At 65.7% G+C, this 24,811-nt stretch carries 30 protein-coding genes and 1 pseudogene; 16 read left to right on the top strand and 15 right to left on the bottom strand.

Features of this window, described 5'->3' with window-relative positions:
* The first annotated feature begins 6 nt into the window (after positions 1–6).
* Entirely contained in the window at positions 7–708 is a 702-nt protein-coding gene (locus tag ON33_RS16270) for an NADPH-dependent F420 reductase (RefSeq protein ID WP_040859715.1), read from the top strand.
* A gap of 80 nt (positions 709–788) precedes the next feature.
* On the opposite strand, the gene ON33_RS16265 is transcribed toward ON33_RS16270, so the two are convergent.
* Both ON33_RS16265 and ON33_RS16260 read right to left on the bottom strand, forming a co-directional pair.
* Positions 789–1,151, bottom strand: coding sequence for a DUF4189 domain-containing protein (locus ON33_RS16265; protein ID WP_040859713.1), 363 nt, complete (start codon positions 1,149–1,151; stop codon positions 789–791).
* A gap of 171 nt (positions 1,152–1,322) precedes the next feature.
* The gene (locus tag ON33_RS16260) at positions 1,323–1,811 is read right to left on the bottom strand and encodes a nuclear transport factor 2 family protein (protein WP_040859711.1); all 489 of its coding nucleotides are present in this window, start codon (positions 1,809–1,811) and stop codon (positions 1,323–1,325) included.
* Between the two features lie 56 nt (positions 1,812–1,867).
* On the opposite strand from ON33_RS16260, the gene ON33_RS16255 reads away from it, so the two are divergent.
* Both ON33_RS16255 and ON33_RS16250 read left to right on the top strand, forming a co-directional pair.
* Positions 1,868–2,944 carry an NAD(P)H-dependent amine dehydrogenase family protein gene (locus ON33_RS16255; RefSeq protein WP_040859709.1) on the top strand — a complete coding sequence of 359 codons (1,077 nt, stop codon included), beginning with the start codon at positions 1,868–1,870 and terminating at the stop codon, positions 2,942–2,944.
* Positions 2,941–3,429, top strand: coding sequence for a carboxymuconolactone decarboxylase family protein (locus ON33_RS16250; protein ID WP_040859707.1), 489 nt, complete (start codon positions 2,941–2,943; stop codon positions 3,427–3,429). Before ON33_RS16255 ends, ON33_RS16250 begins: the two co-directional genes overlap by 4 nt.
* A gap of 642 nt (positions 3,430–4,071) precedes the next feature.
* Here the strand turns inward: ON33_RS16250 and ON33_RS16245 are convergent.
* From ON33_RS16245 to yaaA, 3 genes are all read right to left on the bottom strand, one after another.
* Positions 4,072–4,275: a hypothetical protein gene (locus ON33_RS16245; protein ID WP_040859704.1), complete on the bottom strand. Its 204-nt coding sequence runs from the start codon at positions 4,273–4,275 to the stop codon at positions 4,072–4,074.
* 177 nt (positions 4,276–4,452) lie between these two features.
* The gene (locus tag ON33_RS16240; RefSeq protein ID WP_040859702.1) at positions 4,453–4,845 is read right to left on the bottom strand and encodes an ankyrin repeat domain-containing protein; all 393 of its coding nucleotides are present in this window, start codon (positions 4,843–4,845) and stop codon (positions 4,453–4,455) included.
* Positions 4,846–4,908: 63 nt separating this feature from the next.
* Entirely contained in the window at positions 4,909–5,655 is a 747-nt protein-coding gene (gene yaaA, locus ON33_RS16235) for a peroxide stress protein YaaA (protein WP_040859701.1), read from the bottom strand.
* Between the two features lie 58 nt (positions 5,656–5,713).
* Between yaaA and ON33_RS16230 the strand changes: the two genes are divergently transcribed.
* Positions 5,714–7,462 (top strand): proline--tRNA ligase, encoded by a 1,749-nt coding sequence (locus tag ON33_RS16230; RefSeq protein WP_040859699.1) that lies wholly within the window; start codon positions 5,714–5,716, stop codon positions 7,460–7,462.
* Between the two features lie 52 nt (positions 7,463–7,514).
* On the opposite strand, the gene ON33_RS16225 is transcribed toward ON33_RS16230, so the two are convergent.
* Both ON33_RS16225 and ON33_RS16220 read right to left on the bottom strand, forming a co-directional pair.
* Positions 7,515–7,721, bottom strand: a complete 207-nt coding sequence (locus ON33_RS16225) for a hypothetical protein (RefSeq protein ID WP_040859697.1) — start codon at positions 7,719–7,721, stop codon at positions 7,515–7,517.
* A complete protein-coding gene (locus tag ON33_RS16220) occupies positions 7,702–7,938 on the bottom strand; it encodes a hypothetical protein (RefSeq protein ID WP_040859695.1) in 237 nt (78 codons plus the stop codon). Before ON33_RS16220 ends, ON33_RS16225 begins: the two co-directional genes overlap by 20 nt.
* 111 nt (positions 7,939–8,049) lie before the next feature.
* Here ON33_RS16220 and ON33_RS16215 point away from each other — a divergent pair, with 111 nt between their 5' ends.
* The 4 genes from ON33_RS16215 to ON33_RS41290 all read left to right on the top strand — a co-directional run bounded on the left by ON33_RS16215 (position 8,050) and on the right by ON33_RS41290 (position 10,825).
* Positions 8,050–9,204 (top strand): DUF5753 domain-containing protein, encoded by a 1,155-nt coding sequence (locus ON33_RS16215; RefSeq protein ID WP_157184567.1) that lies wholly within the window; start codon positions 8,050–8,052, stop codon positions 9,202–9,204.
* Positions 9,201–9,392: a DUF397 domain-containing protein gene (locus ON33_RS16210; protein ID WP_040859691.1), complete on the top strand. Its 192-nt coding sequence runs from the start codon at positions 9,201–9,203 to the stop codon at positions 9,390–9,392. Before ON33_RS16215 ends, ON33_RS16210 begins: the two co-directional genes overlap by 4 nt.
* Before the next feature lie 724 nt (positions 9,393–10,116).
* Entirely contained in the window at positions 10,117–10,509 is a 393-nt protein-coding gene (locus ON33_RS16200; RefSeq protein ID WP_040859687.1) for a hypothetical protein, read from the top strand.
* Between the two features lie 115 nt (positions 10,510–10,624).
* Positions 10,625–10,825 carry a hypothetical protein gene (locus tag ON33_RS41290; RefSeq protein ID WP_157184566.1) on the top strand — a complete coding sequence of 67 codons (201 nt, stop codon included), beginning with the start codon at positions 10,625–10,627 and terminating at the stop codon, positions 10,823–10,825.
* A 181-nt stretch (positions 10,826–11,006) separates the two neighbouring features.
* Here the strand turns inward: ON33_RS41290 and phoU are convergent, their stop codons facing one another.
* The gene (phoU, locus tag ON33_RS16190) at positions 11,007–11,678 is read right to left on the bottom strand and encodes a phosphate signaling complex protein PhoU (RefSeq protein WP_040859683.1); all 672 of its coding nucleotides are present in this window, start codon (positions 11,676–11,678) and stop codon (positions 11,007–11,009) included.
* Between the two features lie 297 nt (positions 11,679–11,975).
* Between phoU and ON33_RS44410 the strand changes: the two are divergent.
* Positions 11,976–12,047 (top strand): annotated as a pseudogene (locus tag ON33_RS44410) (pyridoxamine 5'-phosphate oxidase); the annotation flags it as partial.
* 392 nt (positions 12,048–12,439) lie between these two features.
* Entirely contained in the window at positions 12,440–12,862 is a 423-nt protein-coding gene (locus ON33_RS16185) for a hypothetical protein (protein ID WP_040859682.1), read from the top strand.
* Positions 12,863–13,255: 393 nt separating this feature from the next.
* Here the strand turns inward: ON33_RS16185 and ON33_RS16175 are convergent, their stop codons facing one another.
* The gene (locus ON33_RS16175) at positions 13,256–14,239 is read right to left on the bottom strand and encodes a lysophospholipid acyltransferase family protein (protein WP_373281037.1); all 984 of its coding nucleotides are present in this window, start codon (positions 14,237–14,239) and stop codon (positions 13,256–13,258) included.
* A 151-nt stretch (positions 14,240–14,390) separates the two neighbouring features.
* The gene (locus ON33_RS16170) at positions 14,391–14,840 is read right to left on the bottom strand and encodes a MarR family winged helix-turn-helix transcriptional regulator (protein WP_040859678.1); all 450 of its coding nucleotides are present in this window, start codon (positions 14,838–14,840) and stop codon (positions 14,391–14,393) included.
* A gap of 130 nt (positions 14,841–14,970) precedes the next feature.
* On the opposite strand from ON33_RS16170, the gene ON33_RS16165 reads away from it, so the two are divergent.
* Positions 14,971–15,438, top strand: a complete 468-nt coding sequence (locus tag ON33_RS16165; RefSeq protein WP_040859676.1) for an SPW repeat protein — start codon at positions 14,971–14,973, stop codon at positions 15,436–15,438.
* A 185-nt stretch (positions 15,439–15,623) separates the two neighbouring features.
* On the opposite strand, the gene ON33_RS16160 is transcribed toward ON33_RS16165, so the two are convergent.
* A complete protein-coding gene (locus ON33_RS16160) occupies positions 15,624–16,022 on the bottom strand; it encodes a PPOX class F420-dependent oxidoreductase (protein WP_040859674.1) in 399 nt (132 codons plus the stop codon).
* A gap of 678 nt (positions 16,023–16,700) precedes the next feature.
* Positions 16,701–17,882 (bottom strand): alpha/beta hydrolase family protein, encoded by a 1,182-nt coding sequence (locus ON33_RS16155; RefSeq protein ID WP_157184565.1) that lies wholly within the window; start codon positions 17,880–17,882, stop codon positions 16,701–16,703.
* A gap of 408 nt (positions 17,883–18,290) precedes the next feature.
* On the opposite strand from ON33_RS16155, the gene ON33_RS16150 reads away from it, so the two are divergent.
* From ON33_RS16150 to ON33_RS16130, 5 genes are all read left to right on the top strand, one after another.
* Positions 18,291–18,737: a hypothetical protein gene (locus tag ON33_RS16150; protein WP_157184564.1), complete on the top strand. Its 447-nt coding sequence runs from the start codon at positions 18,291–18,293 to the stop codon at positions 18,735–18,737.
* A gap of 165 nt (positions 18,738–18,902) precedes the next feature.
* On the top strand, positions 18,903–19,451 hold the full coding sequence (locus tag ON33_RS16145; protein ID WP_040859670.1) for a hypothetical protein: 549 nt from the start codon (positions 18,903–18,905) through the stop codon (positions 19,449–19,451).
* Positions 19,452–19,902: 451 nt separating this feature from the next.
* The gene (locus ON33_RS16140) at positions 19,903–20,352 is read left to right on the top strand and encodes a hypothetical protein (RefSeq protein WP_157184563.1); all 450 of its coding nucleotides are present in this window, start codon (positions 19,903–19,905) and stop codon (positions 20,350–20,352) included.
* Between the two features lie 283 nt (positions 20,353–20,635).
* Positions 20,636–21,292: a TetR/AcrR family transcriptional regulator gene (locus ON33_RS16135; RefSeq protein WP_063711003.1), complete on the top strand. Its 657-nt coding sequence runs from the start codon at positions 20,636–20,638 to the stop codon at positions 21,290–21,292.
* 36 nt (positions 21,293–21,328) lie between these two features.
* On the top strand, positions 21,329–22,219 hold the full coding sequence (locus ON33_RS16130; protein WP_040859662.1) for an alpha/beta fold hydrolase: 891 nt from the start codon (positions 21,329–21,331) through the stop codon (positions 22,217–22,219).
* Positions 22,220–22,425: 206 nt separating this feature from the next.
* Here ON33_RS16130 and ON33_RS16125 read toward each other — a convergent pair whose 3' ends face one another.
* The 3 genes from ON33_RS16125 to ON33_RS16115 all read right to left on the bottom strand — a co-directional run bounded on the left by ON33_RS16125 (position 22,426) and on the right by ON33_RS16115 (position 24,510).
* Positions 22,426–22,833, bottom strand: coding sequence for a hypothetical protein (locus tag ON33_RS16125; protein ID WP_157184562.1), 408 nt, complete (start codon positions 22,831–22,833; stop codon positions 22,426–22,428).
* Between the two features lie 8 nt (positions 22,834–22,841).
* The gene (locus ON33_RS16120) at positions 22,842–23,261 is read right to left on the bottom strand and encodes a hypothetical protein (RefSeq protein ID WP_040859658.1); all 420 of its coding nucleotides are present in this window, start codon (positions 23,259–23,261) and stop codon (positions 22,842–22,844) included.
* A 658-nt stretch (positions 23,262–23,919) separates the two neighbouring features.
* On the bottom strand, positions 23,920–24,510 hold the full coding sequence (locus ON33_RS16115; RefSeq protein WP_157184561.1) for a hypothetical protein: 591 nt from the start codon (positions 24,508–24,510) through the stop codon (positions 23,920–23,922).
* Between the last annotated feature and the right edge of the window lie 301 nt (positions 24,511–24,811).

The following is a 24,811-nucleotide window of genomic DNA, read 5'->3' as shown; positions in this document are numbered from 1 at the left end:
GCGGACATGACGACGCTCGGATTGATCGGCAGCGGAAATATCGGCGGCACCCTGGCCCGGCTGGCCGTGGCCGCGGGAATCGATGTGGTATTGAGCAATTCCCGAGGGCCGCAGACCCTGGCGGAGCTGGTGGCCGAACTGGGGGAGCGGGCGCGCGCCGCGACCCCGGCCGAGGCGGCCGCCGCGGGGGACATCGTGGTGGTGACGGTTCCGCTCAAGGCGTATCAGGACGTACCCGTCGATCCGCTGGTCGGCAAGCCCGTCGATCCGCTGGTCGGCAAGGTGGTCATCGACACCAACAACTACTACCCGGGCCGCGACGGTGAGTTCCCCGATCTGGACGCGGGCGTGGCCACCAGTTCCGAACTGCTGCAACGGCATCTGCCGCGGTCCCGCGTCGTGAAGGCGTTCAACAACATCCTGTTCAAGCACCTGGCGGTCCTGGCCCGCCCCACCGGAGCGGCCGACCGCACCGCGCTGCCCATCGCCGGTGACGACACCGCGGCGAAAACCGCTGCGGCGGAACTGATCGGCAAGCTCGGCTACGACACCGTCGATATCGGCTCCCTCGCCGACAGCTGGCGCACCCAGCCCGACACCCCCGTCTACGGCACGCCATATGCCGTCGCCGCGCCGTTCTGGGAGAACGAGGCGGCCCCGGCCGATGCGGAGACCGTCCGCAAGGCGGTCGAGGCCGCCGAACGCTGAAGCTCTCGAAAGAGACTTCAGCGCAAGCGATCCCGGGGCCGGGACGACCGTGTCAGGGCGGTCGTCCCGGCCCCGGTGGTTCAGTCGTTGCAGATGGCCGTGCGCACCAGGTACGAGTCGGAGTACCACTTGGCCGAGTTCTCGGCGTCGGCAGGCGTCGCGCCGTAGCCGCCGGTGTACTTGTTCATCGAGTCCGAGAAGGCCACCGCGCCACAGCCGGTGAAGGTGGTGACGGTCGAGCAGCTGGCCCTGGCGCACTTGTCGATGGCGGCCTGGCTCGCCCCGCCCTCGGTGTCGTAGTTCCAGGCCCAGCCCAGATCGCCGTTGTCGGACACCGCGATTGCGCCCCAGGCGCCGGGGGAGGCCTGTGCCGGGGCCGCGGGCAGCACCGCGGCGGCGGTGGCGAAGGCGAGGCCGGACAGGGCGAACAGAGTCTTGCGCATGTTGTTCCTAGCGTTGATCGAAACGGCGCGCGCATCCCGATGGGGTGGGGGTGCGGGCGCCACTGTCGAGTCAAGATCGGCATGTTCCGGGAACGCGTTAACCGGCACTGTGGTTGGGGCACAGTGCATCAGCGGCCGGAGTTCGCCGTGCGCGTCGGCGACCGGGGCGAGTCAGCCCTGCTTGGACTCGGCGGTCGGAGCCCAGCGGTTGGCGGTGAGTGCGTACCCGGGCAGCGCGTCGGTGGACATCTTGGATTCGTAGATGCGCTGGTAACCGGTGCTCGCGATGCGCCAGATGCCGTCCTCGCGGCGGTAGGTGTCGTGGTAGTAGGCCGCGCCGCGGATCAGCAGGCCGTAGTCGGCGGCGATCACCGTGTCCTCCAGACACCAACTGCCCGAGGCGGTATCGCCGTCGACGGTGATCTCCGGGTGGTTGGCGACGTGCACGGTGATGATGTTTCCGCTGAGCGCGCCGCGCATGAAGTCGACGATCTGGTCGCGGCTGGTGAACTGGGCGGGCAGACCGCCCGAGGGCGATCCGTAGGAGCCGATGATGTCGGCGCAGAGGGTGTCCGCGAATTCGTCCCACTGCTTGAGGTCCAGGGTGCGCAGATAGCGATACTTGAGTGCGCGAATCGATTCGAGAGCGGCGAAATCCATACCGCAATGTAGCCGAATCGGACATCCACCTACCAAGCATTTGCTACGTTTCGTGAATGATTTCCACCCTGGTCTGGGGCACGGGCAACGTCGGTCGTGCCGCCATCCGGGCCGTCGCGGCGCACCAGGGTCTGGCGCTGACCGGCGTCCTGGTCCACAACCCGGCCAAGGTCGGCCGCGACGCCGGTGACCTGGCCGGACTGGACACCGAACTGGGGATCGCGGCCACCGCCGACATCGACGCCGCGCTCGCGGCCGGACCCCGCGCCATCGTCTACGCCGCCTCCGGCGACATCCGCCCCGACGACGCCCTCGCCGACATCGATCGCGCCCTGCGCACCGGCGCTGTCGTCGTGACGCCCGCGCTCTACGCGCTCTACGACCACCGCAGCGCCCCGGCCGAACTCCAGGAGCGGGTGTCCGCGGCGATCGCGGCCGGCGGCGGTTCCCTGTTCGTCTCCGGCATCGACCCCGGCTGGGGCAACGATGTCCTGCCGCTGCTCATGAGCGGCCTCGGCAGTAGCGTGGATGTGCTGCGCTGCCAGGAAATCTTCGACTACACCACCTACGACCAGCCCGACTCGGTGCGCTATCTGGTCGGCATGGGCCAGCCCCTGGACTATCAGCCGCCCATGCTCGCGCCCACCATCCCGACGATGGTGTGGGGCGGGCAGATCCGCATGATCGCCCGTGGACTCGGGGTGGCGCTCACCGATATTCGCGAGGTGGTGGAACGGCGCGCCCTCGACGAGACCGTCGAGACCGAGTTGATGGGCAAATTCGAGGCGGGCACCCAGGGCGCGGTGCGCTTCGAGGTGCAGGGCATCGTCGACGGCAGCCCGCGCATCGTCATCGAGCACATCACCCGCATCCACGCGAGCTGCGCCCCCGACTGGCCGCAGCCGCCCAGCGGCGCCGGCGCGCACCGCGTCCTCATCGAGGGCCGCCCGCGCATCGAGATCACCGTCCAGGCCACCGACGAGGACGGCAATCACTCCGCGGGCGGAAACGCCACGGCAGTCGGCAGATTGGTGAACGCCATTCCGTGGCTGGCCCACGCCGAGCCCGGCCTCTACGACGCACTGGATGTCCCGCTGCCGTTCGGCACTCTCGGAAGGAACCCATCGGCATGATCATCGACATTCCCGAGGGCAAGGACCCGATCGGCTACGTCTGGGGCGAGATGGTGCCCGGCATCGGCGTGGCGGCCTCGAACTTCTCGCTCGCCGTCTATGCGCACAGCACCCTGGGCCTGCGCGAGTTCGAGGCGGCGCGGCTGCGCATCGCCCAGATCAACGGCTGCCTGTTCTGCCTGGACTGGCGCACCGATCGCAATGGCGAGAAGGTCGAGGAGTCCTTCGCCGACGACGTGACCGAGTGGCGCACCACCGAGGCCTTCGACGACCGCACCCGCATGGCCGCCGAGTACGCCGAGCGCTACGCCCTCGATCACCACAATCTCGACGACGAGTTCTTCGAGCGGATGAAGACGCTCTATTCGGACGCCGAAATCGTCGAACTGTCCATGTGCCTCGGATCCTGGCTGGCCTTCGGCCGCCTGAACCACGTGCTCGGCCTGGACGCGGTGTGTGTCCTGCCCGGTCACGCCGCCCAGTAGTAACTTCACGCCCTCCCGGCCCCGTGACCGGAGCTTTTCCGGGCGCGGGGTGGGGTCTTGTCCGAGATAGGACAAGGGGGCCTGCTCGAGCAGTTCCAGCTCACCGAGGCGCGGAACCACAAGGTGTCCAAGCTCTCCGGCGGGACGCGCGGCAACTGGATGTCGCGGTCATCGAAGGCACACCGGCGCAACCGAAGTCGGTTCTCGACGGCGACACCCTCATTCACCGTTCGGTCGACACCCCGCTGAGAAACGACGCGCCATTCGCCCCGGCAGAGTCCGGCTGAACATGGTCTGTTCTCGCCGTATCGTCGCACGCCGCAAGGAATGTCGGTCGTAGATCGGTGCGAGCCGCGGTGGCGGATACGTTCTCGCTGAGTGTGTCTTCATGGCTGAACAGCCGGGTCCGAGTGTGCTCGTCGCTCACAGTTATGTTCTCTCATCCGCTGAAGGTGGTCTGACGCGGCTCGCGCTGAGCTGCGCGATACGCCCTGATACGGGTCAGGGTTCGCGGTGCGATGGATAGTGCGGTTCCTGCTCGACCTGGCCCCCGGGTCTCGGGAAACGATGAAGCCTGCGCAGGCGGCGCGGGTTCAGGTTGCAGGCGTCTGGAACGAGCGGGCGGTCTGGCCCTGGCCGGGCTTATCTGCCGTCTCGCTTCAATTCGGACGGATCGAGGCCGAGTATGGCCAGCAGATGCGCGCAATCGGCGGCATCGTGTGCATGGTCGGCGACCGTCTTCGCGGCCAGCGCATTTCGTTCGAGGAGTGCCGCCTGCTCAGCGGCGAGGACATCTGCGAACACGTTTGCCGGACGGGCGAAAATGTTGCTTCGGGCCGAGGTCATGAAGGCTCCTTGCGGGTAGCCCCGACCGAACACCGAATGCCTGCGATCGAGGGCCGATCACCGATCGCGGCCCTCGTGCGTGAGGGCCGCGATCGTATTCGGCTGATGCCGACGTTACCCGCTGAACCGCCGCAATGCTCGACTGCCCATCGAACCGGCCAGTCGTCGATCCTTGTCTCAGTTGTCGAACAGCTTCAGATACTTTGTCTGGCCGAACATCTCGGCGGCGTCGCGGGCGGAGGGGCTGCCCGCGTTCGGGTCGGCGCCCGCCGCCAACAGGGCGTGGACGATTTCATCCGAGCCCTTGAAGACCGCGCCGGAGAGCGGGGTCTGGCCCTTGTCATTGCCGAAGTTGGGGTCCGCCTTGCGTTCCAGCAGGGCGTTCACCGCCTCCGGGTGCGAGTAGTAGGCGGCCAGCATGAGCAGCGTGTCGCCATTGTCGTTGGTCAGGTTCACCGGTACCCCGGCGTCGAGGTAGGCGCCCAGGGTGGCGGCGTCGCCGCTGCGGGCCAGATCGAAGATCTTGCTCGCCAGCTCCAGCACTTCCGGATCCAGGTCGTTGGGTTCCACCAGGTCACTCTAACGAGCGGAACCGCCACGGCCGAGCGAAGTTCCCGGATGGAGTCCGGGCGCTCAGGAGGTGATGATGAGCAGCTCGGTCGGCGAGGCGATCTCGGTGCGCAGCCCGGATTTCTCGGCCACCCGCGCGAGCCCGTCGATGGTCGAGGGCTCCGACCGCGACAGCACCAGCGCCCGCGCCAGCAGGCCCTTGTGGTGTTTGTTGAAGTGGCTCACCACGGTTCGCTTGCCGTCCGGGCGCTCGGTCAGCACGGTCGCGGTGACCGCACCCGGGACCCGGCCCAGGTTCTGATACGTACCCGACCGCAGATCCACCACCAGGTGACCGGCCGCCTCCGCCCGCAGCGCCTCCGGCAGCACCGCCTTCCACAGCGATTGCAGCGTCGGCAGCCCCGGCAGTTTCGACCCGCCCGAGAGCCGGTATGCCGGAATCGGATCGCCCGCCCGGACGACCCCGAACAGCGCCGACCCGATCCCCAGCCGGGCTTCGGCCTTGGCGCGCTGGGCCTTGGTGAACCCGGCCGCGTCGAGCGCGTCGTAGAGCACGCCGGTATAGCGGTCCAGAGCCGGACGCGTGGCGGAGGTGCGCAGTGCGGCGTTGCGCGCGATCTCGGCGTCAGCCCCCTTGCCCAGCGCGAGTGCGGCGCGCGAGGCGTCGGGGTCGGCGGCCAGCGCGATCACCTCGGTGACGAGTTTGTCCCGCACCGCTGTGAGCTGCGGCATCGCGAGGGAATCCAGGTCCAGGGGACCGCCCGAACCACCGTCGGACTTGGTTTCTGAGGGAGGCAGCAGCACCAGCACGAGCCAACACGGTAATGCCCTGTGAACTGTGCGCGAGCAGCGGCTACTGTGTTGAGCCGTGATCACCCGCCTCTCCCACCTGTTCCTGCGCACCCTGCGCGACGACCCCGCCGACGCCGAGGTGCCCAGCCACAAGCTGCTGGTGCGTGCCGGTTACGTGCGTCGTATCGCGCCAGGCGTCTACTCGTGGCTGCCGCTCGGCCTGCGCACGCTGCGCAAGGTCGAGGATGTCGTCCGGTCGGAAATGAACGCCATCGGGGCCCAGGAGATCTCGCTGCCGGCGCTGCTGCCGCGCGAACCGTACGAGACCACCAACCGCTGGACCGAGTACGGCGACGGCCTGTTCCGGTTGAAGGACCGCAAGGGCCAGGACTACCTGCTCGGCCCCACCCACGAGGAGCTGTTCGCGCTCACCGTGAAGGGCGAGTACAACTCGTACAAGGATCTGCCGGTCACGCTGTACCAGATCCAGACCAAGTATCGCGACGAAGGCCGTCCGCGCGCGGGCATCCTGCGCGGGCGCGAGTTCATCATGAAGGACTCGTACTCCTTCGACCTCGACGAGGACGGGCTGAAGAAGAGCTACAACGCTCACCGCGAGGCCTACCAGAAGATCTTCGACCGCCTCGGCGTCAAGTACGTCATCGTGGCCGCCACCTCCGGCGCCATGGGCGGCTCGGCCTCCGAGGAGTTCCTGGCCGACAGTCCCGTCGGCGAGGACACCTACGTGATCTGCCGTGAATCCGGTTACGCCGCGAACGTGGAGGCCGTGGTCACCGCCGCGCCTCCGGCCATCCCGCTGGAGAGTCAGGCCGACGCCGTCGTCCACGACACCCCGGACACGCCGACCATCGCGACGCTGGTCGACTGGGCCAACAGCGCGAACGTGCTGGGCCGCGAGGCGACCGCCGCCGACACCCTCAAGAACGTCATGGTCAAGCTGGTCTACCCCGACGGCAAGACCGAGCTCCTCGGCATCGGCATCCCCGGCGACCGCGAGGTCGACGAGAAGCGCCTCGAGGCGTCCGTCGAACCCGCCGAGGTGCAGCTGCTCGACGAGACCGACTTCAAGGCCAACCCGTTCCTGGTGAAGGGCTACATCGGCCCGAAGGCGCTGCAGGCCAACGGTGTTCGCTACCTGGTCGACCCGCGCGTGGTCTCCGGCACCAGCTGGATCACCGGCGCCGACGAGCCCGGCAAGCACTACGTCGGCCTGGTCGCCGGCCGTGACTTCGTCGCCGACGGCACCATCGAGGCCGCCGAGGTTCGCGACGGTGACCCGTCGCCCGACGGCCGCGGCGTCCTGGAGGCCGCGCGCGGCATCGAGATCGGCCACATCTTCCAGCTCGGCCAGAAGTACACCGACGCCTTCGAGGTCGACGTGCTGGGCGAGAACGGCAAGCCGGTCCGCCTCACCATGGGCTCCTACGGCGTCGGCGTCTCCCGCATGGTCGCCGTGCTCGCCGAGCAGATGCACGACGAGAAGGGCCTGCGCTGGCCCCGCGGCGTGGCGCCGTTCGACGTCCATGTCGTCATCGCCAACAAGGACGAGGGCGCCCGCGCCGGCGCCGAACAGGTTGCCGCCGAACTCGATTCGCTCGGTTTCGAGGTGCTCCTCGACGACCGCACCGCCTCCCCGGGCGTGAAGTTCAAGGACGCCGAACTGCTCGGCATGCCCTTCATCGTGGTCGTCGGCCGCGGCTGGGCCGAGGGCAAGATCGAACTCCGCGACCGCTTCGCCGGCACCGCCGAGGAGCTGCCCGCCGAGACCGCCGTCGCCACCGTGGCGGCCAAGATCCGCGGCTGATCCTTCCGAATTCGAAGTGGCGCATCACCTTCCGGGTGATGCGCCATTCTCGTTACCGGGCTCGGTCGGTGTCCGGTCGCCAGATGTTCCAGCCCGGGCCGGGCCCGCGAACCATCTGCCGGATGGCGACCTGGTAGTACTGCTTCGCGTCACAGTCGTCCACGCACGCCAGATGCCGGTCGAGCCCGCTCTTCGCCTCGGCGAGCGTGGCGGGCCGCCGATGGGGCGCCCGGTGCCGATTACGGATCGCACGTGCCACAACCCGGCTCCTTTCGGCCGACCGGAAACCGAATGACCTTCGCGGACTCGACCCGCTCCGCCTCGATCTTGACGATCTGCCCCGCCGCCATCTTCCGCTCACACCTCGCCGTGACGCAGTCATGGTGCAGCACAAGCGATTCCATCGCTTCGGTGGGGGTCATCGCCGGTTCCCGCTCCCCGACATCGCAACTTTCCAGCCGCTCGTAGTCATCCACGTCCCATTCACCTCCCGCCGCTCGCCAATTCCCTTCCGCCCACGTCGATGACGGCCTCGATTTCTCTTTCCGTACCGACCGGAATTTCTTATATCCCCGGCGAGGCAGGCGATGAAGACCAACGCCTCAACCAGAGTGAAGAGCATCAAAGCCCAAGCATCCCAAGGCATTACAGCTCCTATCGGCTTTCCGGATGAATTCCCTGTGGCAGCCGATCTGGTGGTAGCCGCTGGGTGTGATGGGTCAAGTGTGCACCCAAAAGCATCGGATTTAGGTGCGCACCCAACAGTGCGTGAAATAAAGTTGAAAGTGCGACGCGCACATGTGCGTAACGAACGTTTCCCAGATAGCGAGGCTAACAAAATGGCCGGTTTGACTGTCTCGCGCATGGATTTCGGCAACTTCATGAAGTCCGTGCGATCCAAGGCCCCTCGAACGGCTCTGTCGGCCGCGGCAGCGCACCTCGAGGTCACGCGATTCGTCTTGATGCGAATGGAGGAAGGTTCGCCGACCAAGCTCACCAGGCCGCAGATCAAGGACCTGCTCGAGTACTACCAGGCTTCCCATGAAGACGCGGCCAAGGCACTCGGGCTGCTGGAAGAGGTTCGAGCACAGGACAGTGCGGCCAAGGCACAGGGTAACTCGAAAGGGTTCTGGAAGCCGTACAGCGACCAAGTCGCGCCGAACTTCGAGAAGCTCCTCCGGCTCGAAGGAGTCGCGGATCAGATCATCACGTATCAACCGGTTATCGTGCCCGGCTTGCTTCAGACCCCTGACTACCGACGGGAAATCGTCCGCGTCACCCTGCCACGCCTGTCCGCTGTGGATGTAGAACGGCGGGTCGAGCTCACCCAAAAGCGGCAAAAACGGTTGGACGATACCGGTTTTCGGTTGGAGGCGTTCATATCCGAAGCGGTCTTGTGGAACAGGCCCGGACTGCCGGAGGTCATGTCAGCGCAACTGCGGTGGCTTGCCGAAGTTGGAGACCGGGACAATATCGAGATCCGGGCGCTCCCCTTCGCTATCGGCCCGCATCCGGGGCTGGTCATACAGCAGTTCATTCTGCTCCATCTGCCCAAGGGCGCGAGTGGGATGACTTTGCCGCCAGTGGTATACGCCGAAGGCGCTATTGGCAGCGTTCTCCACGAGCACGACGAGGAGATCAATGAATATCGTGAAGCAATCGCCGGTCTCCGGGCTGTAGCGTTGACGGCGCAGGACACCCGGGACTTTCTGGTGCGAATCGCAAAGGAGCACGCGGCATGAAGAAGCCGGCAATGAGCGAGTGGTACAAGTCGAGCTTCTCCGATGCTGGCAAGGAGTGTGTCGAGGTTCGGCACGACCCAGCTGTCACGCTGGTGCGCGATACGAAGGACAACGGTCGCGGTCCGATCCTGGCGTTCCCCGCCGATGTGTGGACGGACTTCATCGACAGTCGCATCTGGCAGCGTTAGCAGCCCGGAACCGCGAAAGCCCCTGTCCGGCAATCGATCCCGGCGGGGGCTCACCATCCGGCCTGGGCATCGGCATCGGCGGGCAGCCGCTTTCCGCGCTCCCCGGCCGACCTCAACTCAGAGGTCGCCGTGCCCCACGTGGCACAGATTCAAGTCCATGAACACCGCGAGGCACAGCCCGGGCCCCAGGGCATTCGCCACAGCGGGCAAGAATGGCAGTAGCCCACTACTGCCCGAGTCGTAGAGTACCGAACTCTCGACGCCCACCGGCGGCACCGAACTCCCGGTCCTCACCACCGGCGAAACCGGCTCAGTGGCGGCCGAGGTAACCCCGACCGCCGGCCCGGACATCACCACGCCCGCGACAACAGCCGCCCGAACCGCTTACCCATCGTCTTCTCCACTCTGAAACGATGAAATTCCAAACTGGTCGGATCCTAATCCGATTCGCTTGAACCCAAGCCGTTTTCGCTCCAGTGGCCGCCCGCAACCTCTGGCGGCCCGAACCGGCCGTCGCGGGTCCGTGGAAGATCGACGGACAAGGATCGACTCCGAGAGTGCCGTGCAGTCGGCGTTCCACCGGGCTGTATCCAGCTCCCGTCTCGCTGCCGGAAATGACTGTTTTCCGCTGATCATTACCTGGGTAGGATTCAGTTTGCTCGGATTTTGCCCGCCGAGGCGGAATTCACAGCCGGAAAGGCAATGTTCCGGAAAGGCAATTCTGATGACCAACGAAACTCACCGAAGCGCCACGCATCGGCTGTTGACCACGGCCGTGCTGGCCGGGGTGGCGATGGCGATTCCCCCGCTGGCAGCCGCACCGGCCGTGGCCGCGTCGAGCCCAGCGCCTGCCATAGTGCAACTCGATCGCCCGCTGAGCCGGCCCGTCAACGACGCCGTCCCACCTGCCCCACCCCCGCCGGTCCCACCCCACGGCTGCGACACCGGAAACTGCGACGACAACGGCGGAGACGACAACACCTGCACCGATCCCAGCCAGACCGGTAACGGCTGCACCAACCCCGACGACAACGGCGGCACCGGAGGCGGCCCAGCAGCCACCGACGCCCGCGGACTCCACCACACCACAGCCACACCGCAAACTACCGAGAGGTAGTCCACCGCCGTCCGCTCTGTTGCCCGATTCAGCGAACATGACCGTCGTGTGATCCTGCGCTCCGGATATCCAACAGGCGGAACCGACTGCGGCCCAGGGCATCCGCTGGGCCCTCGTGCTCACCGACCACGCCGCTCGCATCGTCGATTTCCAGTGTGCGGCCGGGACGATCCACGGTGCGTTGCGAGATCTGGGGATCGCGCGTGGCGTTCGCCTCGGCGAAGACGTGATCTGGCCGATTGCGGGACAACCGGTGTATTCGCGCACAATTGGCTGCAAATCACCCGACTTACTTCCGCTGATTCCGCAGCGGTAGTGCGCGTTTGGACCGTACGACCCCAGCACCGGCTGGCATACGCCCTGGTCCGCCGCTGCTCGCGCCGGCCGAACCGGCCGGCGCGAGGTGCCGGCAGCCGGGGACCCGACCCTGACGCCAGTCTCCGACCAGCCGAGCACGTGATATCGGGCAGGAGTTCGGCGCCGCGTCATGGGCGTGGTCAGAGTGATTCCCGCTCCTCGAGCCAGGTCTGCGGGTCTTTGCCGGTGGCGAGGAAGATGGTGCGGCGGCCGACCTGCACGGCATGATCGGCGAAACGCTCGTAGTAGCGGCCGAGCAAGGTGAGATCGACGGCGGCGGTCACCCCGTCGGTCCAGTTCGCGCCGAGCACCGTGACGAACAGCTCACGGTGCAGCTCGTCCATCACGTCGTCCTGCTGATCGAGCCGCGCCGCGTCACCGGGGTCGCGGGAATCCAAGACGTGCGCGGCGCTCGTGACTATCGCGATCGCGGCCTCGCCCATCTGGGCGACAATCGGGCGGACCGAGTCCGGAACGGCGTGATCCGGATGGCGACGACGGGCGACATTGGCGATGTGACTGGCGAGGGCACTCATCCGGGTGAGATCGCTGACGAGATGCAGGGCGGTGACGACCTGGCGCAATTCGCTGGCGACGGGGGCTTGCAGGGCCAACAGCCCGACAGCGGCCTGCTCGCAGCTATCACGCATGGCGTCGATCTCCGCGCACACGTCGATCGTGTGCTCTGCCTGCTCGAGATCGGCATTGAGCAGAGCGTTCGTCGCGGATGCGATCGCGGTGCGGTCGTGCAAGCACATCGCCACGAGTTGTCTGGCCAAACGGGCGAGATCAGCGTGGTATTGGGTCCGCATGGCTCCATCTTCGTCTAGCGGCGATAGTTCCACTGACCAGCTAAAACAGGCAACTGATGGGCACGATACCCCTCGAGGAAGCGGAGCCCCGCGGCGAGCTCGGTCTCCGAGGGGCCGGTCGGCTCGGTGTGATGAACGTTCGGTGAGAGTCGCCGCCCACGCCGCCGATTCCGACTCGTCAGCGCGGGGCCGCTGGCGGACCGGAACCTGGTGCGGTGCAGAACATTTGCCAATAGCCGAGCTCCGGGAGGGTTGAGATGGCAGGAGATCGTATGAAATTGGGGGCAAGGCGACCCGGCGCGTCGGCACAACCGCCTGCGGTACGAGCGAGTCGCGGGCGGCTGGGCGCGTTCCCGGCTGTGGCCGTGAGCGCCTGACCAGCCATCGATACCCGCCCGAGTCCCGGTCTCTGGTCGAAGACGCCAGGAAGACCCACTCGGCCATCGCCACCGCGCGTCGGCCGAGCACGCGGACCGAGTGCGGTCAGCTGCCTGACCATCGCGCTCTCCTTGTCGAAGTCCGCAGTCCCGCGCCGGATACAGGCGACACGGTGCGCCCGAGGGCCGGTGATTAGCGGACCTCGTCAGCGGGTAGAGGACCGATGTCGGTGCTCACGCGTATCCAAGCCGAGAACACCGATGCAGCGCGTTGCCCGCCCACCCTGTCCGGACCTGCGCGCTCCTGGCACGCACGCCGGGGGCGGGCAACGCCCACCGGCAACTCCCGAACAACATCCGAGGGACTCAGATCAGGAGAACAGCATGGGCACGATAGGGCTCACCGGCGAGATCGGATCTCCCTTCACCATCGATCCCAGCTCAGAACAGGTGACCATCACACCGGGCGGGCCGCCGGTGCGCGTGGGTGTACGCGTGACGCCCACGGGAGAAGCCGGAGTCGGACACGTGCGCGTCGTCGTCGGCGTCAGCCCCGAATCGGGCCTGACCTTCATACACAGCCAGTTGACGATCGACGACGGGACCACCTATCCCGCCGGCGCCGACTCTCGCGAGGATGTCCTGTCCTTCGAGGCCGTCATCATCGACTCCGCGGCGAAGCCGGAGCTGACCGTCGAGGTGGCAGCCAGCGAGCAAGCACCGCACGAACCCACAGCCGTCTCGTTCGCAGTCGGCCTGTCCTCCTGCGCGGTACCCGTCAAGTTCGCGACCTCAACCGACGAATGACTCAGCGTGAGAGGCGAGCGGCCTGGACGCACGGTCGCCCGAGCTCGCGCCGAAGTTCCGCGGGGCCGCGGTCGCGATGCCACACCCGCCGAACAAGCTGCCGCACAACATGATCGCGATGTGCTCGATGCGCTTCCGGCGCCACTGGAACGCGAACTCGTCCACCTGGCCACCACGCTGATCAGGCAGACACCACACGGACTGATATCGGAGACGTTGCGGGCCCGGTTCACCGGCTCCGCACAGCGCGGCAGGTCCCCGACGGCCGATGACCATGCGACTACGCCAGCGGAACGAGTAAGACCCGTTCCGCCTGTCGTCCAACTACCGGCGCCGCGGCCCTTCGCTCACGCTCTGGCCAGGTCAGCCGCATCGGGCCCGGGTCGGACATCGCTAGCCGATGAACGGGTTGCGTCGCTGGATCAGCCGCTTGTACAGCGTGTGCTGGATCGTTTCGCGGATCTGGTCGGTGATCTCGAACATGGTCACGGGATCGTCGGCGGTTTCGGGGCCGTACGCGTCGGTGGGGATCGGTTCACCGAACTCGATGTGCCACTTCGACGGCAGCGGGACAGCGCCGAGCACTCCCATGTGCGGGAACAGTGGCGTCACCGGAAAGTACGGCAGCCCGAGCAGCCGGGCCAGCGGGGCGAGATCGGCCAGCTTCGGGTAGATCTCCTCCGAGCCGACGATCGAGCACGGAATCAGCGGCACACCGGTCTTGAGGGCCACCGAGGCGAAGCCGCCGCGCCCGAACCGCTGCAGCTTGTATCGCGCGCTGTAGGGCTTGCCGACGCCCTTGAATCCCTCGGGGAACACGCCCGCCAGCTCGCCGCTGCGCAACAGCCGCTCAGCGCCGGCGGGGCAGGCCGGCGTGTGCCCGGCCCGTCGGGCCAGCCCGCTCACGATCGGCAGCTCGAAGAGGAGGTCGGCGGCCAGCAGGCGCAGTGCCCGCTGCCGGGGATGGTGGTCGTGCACGGCCACTTGCAGCATCAGCCCGTCCAGCGGCAGCACACCGGCGTGGTTGGCCACGATCAGCGCGCCCCCGGACTCGGGGAGATTCTCGATCCCGGCGACCTGCACCCGGAACCACAGCTGCGACAGCGGCCGCAGCACCGGCAGGATCAACGAATCCAGCAGGTGCTCGTCGAGGCCGAACTCGTCGCACCTGTAGTCCCCGGTGAGGCGGCGACGAGCGAAATCGACCGCGCCGTGCACGCCCGCGGCGAGATTGTCTGCCACCAGACCGCCGAGGGTCATGCGGCGACCGCGGTGACGGCGAGTTTCCCGATACGCATGAGGTGGACCACCGTTCGATTCGTTGCGGGAACTGCAATCGTGAAGTGTGGAGCACTGAAACGGGACGAATGGCTCGATCTTATCCCGGTCCGGTCGCGCCCGCTGGAACGGGTGAGGGCTGCGACGGTCTCGGCCGGGTCGGCCCCGGGGTTCGTCGCACGGGTGCTGTTCGAGCGGAAAGAGTTGCTGGCCAGCGCATTTCGGTGGGATACGCGGGAATGGAACGGGGCTACCGTCCCTGCGGAGGGGCGGCGCTCGGGTCCGGTATCGCGTCGACGAGATGGGTCAGTCGCTGAAGCTCTTCCAGATGGGTAGTGCTGAGCAGGGCGAGGGTTTGGTGGCCGGTCTCGGTCAGGGTGAGGCGGACGACGCGGCGATCCTTGCCCTCCTCCCGCTTGCGGGCGACGAGCCCGAGTTGCTCGGTGCGATCGATCAGCTGCACCACGCTGTGGTGGCGGGCGCTCAAATATTCCGCGATTTCTCCGACGCTGGGCCCGCTCGGGTCGCGATGGCCCCGGATCGCCAGCAGCAGTTGATGCTGAGCGCCGGTGAGTCCCACGTCGGCCGCCCGCCGCTCACTCCAACGCAGGAACCGGCGTAGTCCGGCGCGGAACGCCAGCAGTCTCGAGTACTCCTGGTCGGTGAGGGGCTCGGGCGCCGCCATCGACTCATGTGTCATAACGTGATAATATCACGACATGACATATGGGCCGACGGTGACACGGATCGGTTCCGCACCCTCTTCATGACCGATCGCAGCCACCCCGGCGCCAGTGCCTTCACTGTGTGTCCGAAAGGTGGTGAAAGACATGGCTACTGAGGCCATGAACATGAGCCTGCATCCCGACATCGTGGAGTTGCGGGCCAAGCATGAGAAGTATGAGCTCGCCGCGATGGAACCGGCCGCTCAAGCTGTGACCGGCCTGATGTTCCTGACCGGGCTCTACATCGCGATCTCCGCGTGGGTCGTCGGATTCACACGGTTCCCGACCTTGACCGTCAACAACCTCGTCGTCGGGATCGCCCTGGCGGTGCTCGCGCTGGGGTTCGCCTCGATGTATGGACGGATCCACGGCATCGGTTGGACCGCTCCGGTGATCGGGGTGTGGATGATCATCGCCCCCTGGGTTGTCAGCGGCGATGTCGCCCATACCGCGACGATCTGGAGCAACGTAGCGGCCGGTGCGGTCGTCCTGCTGCTCGGGCTGGGCTCGATGGGGCTGGGCTCGATGAGGTTCGGCATGCGCCGACCCGCTGCACGCAGACGCCTTCCGTAGACATCGCTGTGATCGAGTCCGTCGTGGGTACGGCGGTGGGACCCGTTCGCGGACAACGAAGTCCAGAACGAGGCGATGACAATGAGGTCGGCCACCGCTGGGCCCGCGACCTGTGAGGTAGCGACGATCTTGGATGCCTGCTATTGCGCAGGTCGGCCCCCTTCTGCGGTGGCGCGGACCACTGACTACTCGGCGCCGCGACTGGTGAAGTCGAAGGATCCGCCGTCGATGCCCCAGGAGATGATCCGTTCGGGGTGAATTCGGATGACCGCGCGCTCCTGGGGAGGAAACGGCGGCTCCTCGTCATCGAGCGCCTCGGCCGTGCCGCGCACCTCGATCCCGCGAATCACATAGGGCTCCAAGGAAACCTGTTGGTCGATGACGAACGACACCCGGCTGCCCGCCTCGACATTGCGGAACTTTCGACTGCCACGCATCCGCATGCCCCCGATGTCGATCGTGCCGTCGGCGTTCACCCGATAGCTGGTCGGGTTGTTCTGCACAACGCCGTCGGGCGACACCGTGGCCAGCCGGCCGATCCCGGCCTCCGCGAGGAACTGCTGTTCATTGCTGGTGAAGGTCATGTCACTTACTCCTCGGTGAATGCGATATCAGGTGTGCTCCCGGCGATCAGCCGGAAGTTCGTGGGTTGCGGGAAGTGCAAGCTGTTGCCTGTCGCGCTTCCCGCTGTTCTAGCACCGCTAGGAACTGGAGCGACAGTAACACTCGTCCGCCAGCTTGTCTAGCGTTGCTAGATTTTCGATCGCTACCGTGGGACCGCGCTCGAATCAGCAAGCTGCACATGCCCGTTCCGGCCGGGCTAGACCCACCCGAAGATCGACGGCCCGAGATCATCCCGGGCCGCCCGTGCGTGCCCACGTTCGCCGTCTGGCCGGATCTCCACCCGAGTGGCCGTAGCGGGGCCGCCGGATCGCACACAGAATGGGAAGCGTTGTCGGACCCGAGTACGAAAGAACCTCCCTAGCCAGTTCCGCCGCTCTGACACGATCCGCGAGCATCATTCCTGGCCGCGCTATGGCCGTCACCGCCCTGCTGTCACTGGCCTCGTTCGTGCTGTCGGCAGCAAACACAACGACGCCAATCCACTCCACCTCAGCGCTGTCCGTCTTCTTCAGCGGCAGCTGTTGAGGAATCCGCGGGCCGATCATCCGTGAGGCGGTGATGGCAATCGCGGTGCGCCACGGTGCCATCGAGACCAATCCTGTTGGCGGGGTCGAAGAAGGCTCGAAGGTCGACCGGCCTCAGCGCATGACGGTGATATCCGGAATGGTCTCCGGGTGCTCCAGGACGGTAGATCCGTTGCCACGCAAGAATTTGTCGAAGAAGCTCGTCACCATCGTGCGCAGGGCGGCGTCGGCACGCGCGGGAGCGATCGGGCCGACGAGCATGCCGCCGCCCATCGACATCGGGCTGGGGATCAGCCGGTTCAGGTCGGTGAGGTCGTCGTGGGCGGAGTTCGCCAGTTCCAGCTCCGCCTTCCAGGTCTGGGCGTGATCAAGCATCGCTGCGAACGCTTCGTGTCCGGAGCCGTTGTCGACGGTCTGCGCGCTGCGCAGCACCAACAGGGGCTGACGCACACCGTCGGTGCCGGTCTTGCCCCAGTCGTCGCTGTCCGAAATGGCGCCGTCCATGTCGAGGACAGCATCGATGCGCGGGTCCCGGGCCGCCACCTCGACGGCAGTGGTGCCGCCCAGCGAATGCCCGAAGGTTCCGACCCGGGTGAGGTCCAGTGCCGCTCCCAAACCCATAGGCAGCGGCCGATTCTCGGCATCCGGGTCAGCACCGGCATGTAGTGCGGTCAACGCGTCCAGCACGAATTCCACATCGGCGACCTGAATGTCGCGCCGCTGTCCACCCGGCAGTGCGGTGAATTCCGTTGCGGCCCCGGCAATCCGGCCACCCGGGAACTCGACCACCGGGGAATCGCCGGTGTGGTCGACAGTGACGACGACGTACCCCCGGCTGGCCAGTTCCTCTGCGGTACCGGTACCCAGCAATCTCGGGATGCTCTGCCCGGGCGAATACAGCACAACCGGATACGAGCCCGCCGCGACTGGGGCATCCTGGTAGGAGTTCGACAGCAACACCGGAAGCGACATGCCCAGCTGTCGCTCCAACGAGGGCAGCACGACCGCGGACACCGCATGTGCGCGAGGCAGATTCGTGACATCGGCAGCCGGATAGAACACCGACACCATCAGTTCGCGATCACTGCCCGGCGTGAACGGATCGGGCCGGTCGTGCTGCACCAGATGCATGGTCGTGGTACCGACCGGCATGGGCCCGCCCGGTGCCGACAGCATGCTCGAACCGGGTGCGGCCTGCGCACCTCCGGCCTGCAACACCGATACCGCCACCGCGGCAGTCACCGCAACCAACCGACCGAACATGATCTCTCCCCGCTTAATTCCAGCCCCCGGCATCGTCGGCCGCCGACCGCGACGCTATCTCACGCGCCAGACCGCGTCTTGTGAATCCTGCCCGCGATTATCAGCGAACCCTGCCGTCATCGGCGAGCGTGCCCGGTTACTTGGGAGTGTTCAGCGAATGCCATGTAATGCCTCTTCCCGCGCTCACCGATCGGGCCAGCGCGGGACAGCGGAAGTTCAACCGGCCGTTGCCATCCGAGGCCGGAGTAACGCACGGTAATGCCGAGGACAGAGTGTTGAGTGGCGAGTTCGCGAGGGTCCTTATCGATCTTTCCTGCACGGTCGACAAGCTCGGCGTTGACTTCGCTCGGGCTCTCGATACCGCTGGTGGATCCCGGACACGGATGGTGTCGGTCGCTGTCTGTAGCGTCGCCGATGTTGCTTGAGCGCAGGGAGATTCAGGTGGGACCGGACGAAACAATGGAATACGACCAAGCAGGGCCGGCACCCGCGAACCAGAGCATGGACCTTATGGCGCATGGCGATTCGACCAGGATCCGACGTTTCTTCGTCACGTGGAGCACGATGGGCATGCTCGGGGTGTTACCGGCGGGGTTCGCGTCACTGATCGTGTGGCTGGCGCTGGACGAGCCTACACATTGCGGTTTCGAAACCTCCTGCTCGACGGACGGCATCTTGTCCAATGGTCTTGTGCCGCTGTGTTGCGTGTGGGGCTTCTGGTTCATCGCAGGGGTGATCGCCTGGGTAATCGGGCTGCCTGCCGCCGTGAAGAACCGCCGTTTCGGCTCGGCACCGGCTTTGGTGAGCGGCGCAATCGTCTTCGGCGTCGGATTGCTCCTCGCCGGCTGGACGTTGCAGCATGGAATAGACGCCAGCCACGGACCCTGATTACCCGAACGCGGTGTCGCGGCTTGCATTCTTATCTGCGTGCTGGCAGAACCCGCCAGCGAGGCAGATGAATGCCACCTTGCCGTGGCGACCCGCGTCCGGCCAATGCACGTACACGCCTGCTGAGCGGGCGTTCGATCGTTATCAGTTGCGGGAGGTGCCGGCATGGGGCTGGCTCTGGAGGAAATTGTTGCCGCTGCCGAGGTGCTGTTTGCCGGGCGGCCCGATCTGATCGATTCGGTGCGCCGAGCAGCGGCGGGCCTGCCGGGGGAAGATCTCGAGATTCCCACTTCGGAATGGGAAGAGTTGGCTCGCTACGAGCTGAATCACTGGCTGTCGGAGCCCGTTCCGATCGACGATGGCCCCGCCCTGATGGCGGTTCTCGGCGCGCGCAGTGACGCCGAGGAGTTTCGCTATCAACTGCAGGCGGTGAGCTCGCATCCGGAATCGCTGGGCTGGGAGTGGTTTCCAGGGTTCGTGGCACGCCTGCGCGAGGTCGGTTGGAGTACTGGCGAAATCGCCGAGAAGCTCGTCGACGAGATCGGTGATCGCGGCCTTCAAGCTGGTGCCGCCCTGGTCCAGGTGACCGAATTCGAGTCTGCGGATGCTGCGGACTCGTATGAACTGTGCTTCATCGACGCGGGCGCGGTCGACCGGCTCGACGCCATCTCGACTGCGGTTGGCTGCCACCTGGTGTTGCGCCGCACACGCTGACGAACCATTCGGACCAGTCAAGGCTATCGCCCGGCTGGCTGCTCGGGATCGACCCATATCGAACGTCCGATGATGCGCCCCTACAGGGCGATCCGCACCGGCTGGGCCGCGGTCAGCTGAACGCACCATCATGCCGAGATCCGAGTGGTTGGCCCTATCTCGCACAACCCCTTCCGAATCGGCGAATCCTGACCAATTCCGTTGGCAACGTGCGTGATCCAGCCAACCCGGAACGCCGACAACCCTCCAGCTTCAACGCACTACTTTGCCGCATACCGCGCTGACCGAACCGGCCAGCGCGACCGTCCGGTCATCTTCGTTGGACATGCGACCCCGTCCACGCTGTGATGGAAATTGAGCCGCCCCAACCAAACTGACTTCACAAACGATGCCCGACGCCTTCACAAACCACCGCAAGATCAGCCCACCAACCCGTGGAACCATCCGTTAGGTGGAATCCATAGACGTGTACGAATATGTGAGCCCCGAATGGCTCGACGCCGTGAAGTTGATCGTCACCGACCTGCTGCAAGACCAGGACCTCGGCTCTCTCGACTACGTCATCTGCGAGGACCTCGCGAGCCCACCACCCGGCCGGGCCAACACACCCGCCGGCACACTCAGCTGGTACCTCCGCATCCGCGGCAACAACCTCGAGGTCCACAGAGGATCCGTCGACGACGCCAACATTCGCGTCGTCGCCGATTATGCGACGCACCACGAGCTTTCGCGGCGCATATGGGCAGGCAACCCCGAAGCCATCGCCGCCTCTCAACACCAGCGCCAACTCGCGACAGCCAGCGGCAAACTTCGAATCGACGGCGATCTCATAGCCGCGCCGCCCGTCGTGCTGGAGTTGATCGCCCAACTCCACGACCCAGTCGCCGCGATCACGGCGTAGCCGCGACCGCGCCTTGGGCCAATCCGGACCAGGTCATTCCGCGCTTCTTGAACTTCATCGACAGCCACGATCCGGTCCGCGGATGAGACCTGCTGGAGTTCGAGGCATCCTGTAATGCCGCGACCCGGGCGGTTGGGAGCAGCCACGGCGTCTGCAAGTGGACCCACCATCAGGCCGATGTACGGATGTCGAAATGCCGGGCAGTTGTTCAGCGCCATTCGGCTTTCGGGATGACCGGACCGATCGGTGGACAACCAGCCGAATTCCACATACGGTACAGAACGTGTCGTTTCGTAATAGTCGCACCACGGATCCGGTACCTGAAGTGCGCTCAGGAAGGCCCCGTGATGCGGCGCGTGAGGTCGAGATCCTCGCGTGTGTGCTGGAGCTGGTGGGTGAGGTCGGTTATGACGCTTTGACGTTCGAGGCGGTCGCGCGTCGTGCTCGGGCGTCGAAGGCGACGCTGTACCGGCGCTGGGAGACCAAGCGGGACATGGTGGTTGCCGCGGTCAAGGCCGGTCCCGCAGCCGACACTTCCGCAGACCCGGTCGATACCGGTTCCCTGCGCGGAGACCTGATTGCCTTGTGCGAACGGCTCGCCACCACGATGGATGCTGCCGACCCGACGATGAGCTTGATGCTGCTGCATGCGGGTCTGGAGGATCCCGACCTGTGTCGCCACATCGAAGAAGCGAGCGGGCCCACCGGCGCCAAGTTGCCAGCCTCGGTGATATCGGCTGCCATCACCCGGGGTGAGCTACCAGCCGGTGCTCAACCATTCCCTTTCGAGGAAATCACCGGGTCAGTGCTGCTTCTACGCAGGCTGAACGGGCTTCCCGCCGGAGCCGAGTATCTGGCACATCTGGTCGACACGATTCTTGTCCCGGCTCTGCGAGCAAGCGCGAGTGCAGAACCTCCGCTACCCGCCATTTTCTCCTGACGACACGTCCAACCGATCGACGAAAGGTGCGCGCCCATGTCGGGCACGACAATCAACGACTTCGAATACCGCCATGTCCTGGGGGCGGACAGCGTCCATCTGAATGTCGCCGTCGGCGGTGACGGCCACCCCATCGTCCTGTTGCACGGCTTTCCGCAGACTCACCTCATGTGGCGGCATGTTGCCCGTGAACTGGCAGACCGCCACCGGGTGATCGTGCCTGATCTGCGTGGCTACGGTGCGAGCGACAAACCCGAAGAGGCGACGCCGGACACCTATTCGAAGCGGACCATGGCGCTCGACATCGTCAGTGTCGTGCGCGAACTCGGCTACGAACAGTTCAGCCTCATCGGCCATGACCGCGGAGCACTGGTCGGGGTCCGAGCAGCGCTCGACCACCCGGACATGATCACCCACTTGGGGATTCTGGATGTGTTGCCGACCATGGATACCTGGGACGTGCTGCACGGTGTCGATGCCGCCGTCGCTTGGCACCTATATCTGATGGCACAACCAAAGGGCTTGCCCGAGCGGATGATCGAAGCCGTCGCCGAAGACTTCTTCAGCTCGTTCCTCGACGCCTGGGACCCCAGCGGAACCACCTTCCCACCCGAGGTCCGCCGACACTACATCGACAGCTCCATGCGCGCTGTGCCATCCATCGTCGCCGACTACCGGGCCACCGCCGGAATCGACTTGGCGATGGACCGAGCCGACCGCAAGGCAGGTGCTCAGTTGGCCATGCCTGTTGCAGTGATCTCCCAGGACTGGGGGGCACGTCTCGGATTCGACGCAGCCGCTCTCTGGCGGCAATGGGCTCCGACCGCCACCTACCAGCCGATCGACGCCGGCCACTTCATGGCCGAGGAAAAGCCAACGGACGTAACCGCCTTCATCCTGGACCTAGTACAACGCACACCCGCATGAACCGACAAGCTCGGAGGAAGTTTTCAACTCGTCGAGTGGGCCCACTCAGCAGCGATAGCTGCTGGGTGGCGAACCGCCAACGTCCTGTAATGCCGCATATCGCGCTGACCGAACCGGCCAGCGTGGGCAGCCAACCGCGAGAGTGACTGGAGCGCACAATGTCCGCCACCGGCGAGTTGCGTGTTCTCGCAGTGTCTTCGGTCGGTCTACTCGATTGGCAGTGTGGGAGTGACGCCGAAACTAACGGCGATGAGTCTCCAGAACAGTGTCACAGCCTCGCCGACTGGCGCGACGACCCGATCGGCGTTCCCGCTGTCCGACAAGCAGTCGATTACCACGGTGCCCTCGGGTACCGGCACGAGCGAACTGGGTGCTCGAACAACGACTTCCTCGATCGGGGCTTTCGGTATCGGGCGCATCGTGACTATCAGGTCGTGCATCGTCGTCTGCGCGGCCAGCTTGTGGTCACAGCCGGACAGCAGGACGCTGTCCACGATGTCGGTCAGATACTGGAAGTTGGGAGAGCGCCGCGACATCGTCCGAAGCCGGTCCGCGACTTCCGTCCACGGAACATCGTGAAAATCCCCGGTCCAGGCACGCAGGCTGATCGTCATGTCCGTCACTATCTTTGCGGTGATCGGTCTGCCGACTCGTGAGGGGTGAAATCGTTCGGTCTCTCGCGCTCCAAGCGCGCGTAGCGGTACCGGTACTCCGCAATCGCGTCATAGACGTTTCCTTCGATCTCGGCATGGATCCTCAGAACAGCCCGGCCCATCTGCCCGGCCAAGATGAGTTCGTCGATCGGTGTTTCGTCGCGGGCTATCGGTACGGAAGTCGTTTTGTTGAGCCGTACGAGCACCGGCTCGACGGATTGCAGCAGGCCCCAATCGAAATATGCTCGGTAGGGACGCCGGCGCCCGGACTCTGGGTCGACAGCCTCGAAGTCGATTACGTTCCCGATCAACCCGAGGTTGATGTCTTGCTCGAACGGGCCCAGGCCGGAGTCCAGAAACTCCTCCTGCGTGCACGACCACGGAGTCAAGGTCCCGACCGAATCTAACAGGCACTCCCGACCTTCGGAGCAGTCGGTGGAAGAGGCGCCGATGACGTCCCATCGCTCTGAACTCGAACTGCAGGTCCGGCCAGAACGGCAGATCCCACCGAGCCGATCGAACCTCCATGTCGCCGCAGCGTTCGACGTGTTCCGAATCCGGTGCGCCCCAGACAGTTATGTGTTCGGCGATCGTCGTGAAGTTGTTCGTCGCGTCACCGAACCACCACCGTGCCTCAGCGATCGCGGTGTCGGCGTGCGTCGCACCGATCCGATCGAGCAGTTCCCCAGCCTGCGCCGGGGCGCTCCGGCACATCGGGCGAAGCATCGACAATTGGAAGTCATACAGTGTGGTCACAGGTTCGCTGGCCATCGTCCCTGCCCGTCGGCGCAAATCCTGGTTGACGCTACCAGCGGTACCGAAACACCAGGTTTCCCACGTTGCTTGGATCAGTCGGCCGAACTCACTCACATGGCGCATGCCGCGCTGACAGAACCGGCCAGCGCGACGCGGCGGAAGATCAACTGGTCGCGCGCATCCGGTGCCCCGTCAGGTCCGCCGACTCCGCTCGTGGGATCCGGCCCGGTGCCAACTGTCAGCGTGTAATCGGAATCGGCTGGTTCGCAACGACTGCCGGTCGGTGTCCCTTCATCCCCGCGCTTTCGCATCCGCAGCGATGGTGCGCAAAGTAGCCCGCATGATGTGCGCGACGAACGGGCGGATCAACCACCAGTACCGCAGAAACCGCTGCCGCGACAGCGGATCGGTGGTGACGGTGCGAACCTCGTAACTGACCAGGCTGGCATGCTCGCCATAGCGGACAACGGTGAAGTTCGCCGCGATCTTGCCCCATCCCGGCTCGGCGAAGCCGGCGAAGTCCGCCTTCGGTATGTCGCGCCATTCGATATTCGGCTGCCAGAACTTGCCGACCGCACCGAACGCGATCTCACGTCCTGGTATCTCCCCTAGCAGCAGCCAGCCCGGCAGCCCGACCCCCTCACCCAACACCAGCCGCGGCGGCGTGGCGATAGCCCGGCCGGTCCAGCGGGCGGGCAGGCCCCGAATCCACATCGCAACCGTCACCAGCGGTGTACGCACGCTCAGGAAATCCAGACCCCGTGCAGCCTCATAGGTTGCATGCGGATCAGCACGCACCACCAGATGCTCTACGAGGCCGGCGTCGAAGGTCGGCACCGCGGACTCGATCAACATCGGGCCGACACCGGATCCCATCGTCATAGATCCATCATCGGCACAGCCCCGCGGCCCGGCCCAGGGCCGAAGGTAACTTCGCCCCTCTCAGTACCCCCATGGCGTGGGCTCAGGCGTCACAGCTCGGGCCGGGCAAGAGTCGTGGGTTCGACACTGCACGACTGGAGCTTGGACGAGCTTCTCGTCTTCCACGTGGAGACTCGCTGAAATGCCTGACGCACGCTATGTCGCGACCCGCGCGGTTCGAACCGGCCACGGAACCGGTCTGCAAACGCACCATATTGCCGATGACCGCAACTACTTCGAACGGCGTCCACTGGTGACCGGC

The sequence above is a fragment of the Nocardia niigatensis NBRC 100131 genome (assembly GCF_000308655.1).
GTDB lineage: Bacteria > Actinomycetota > Actinomycetes > Mycobacteriales > Mycobacteriaceae > Nocardia > Nocardia niigatensis.
This window is presented reverse-complemented; position numbering and strand designations above follow the sequence as displayed.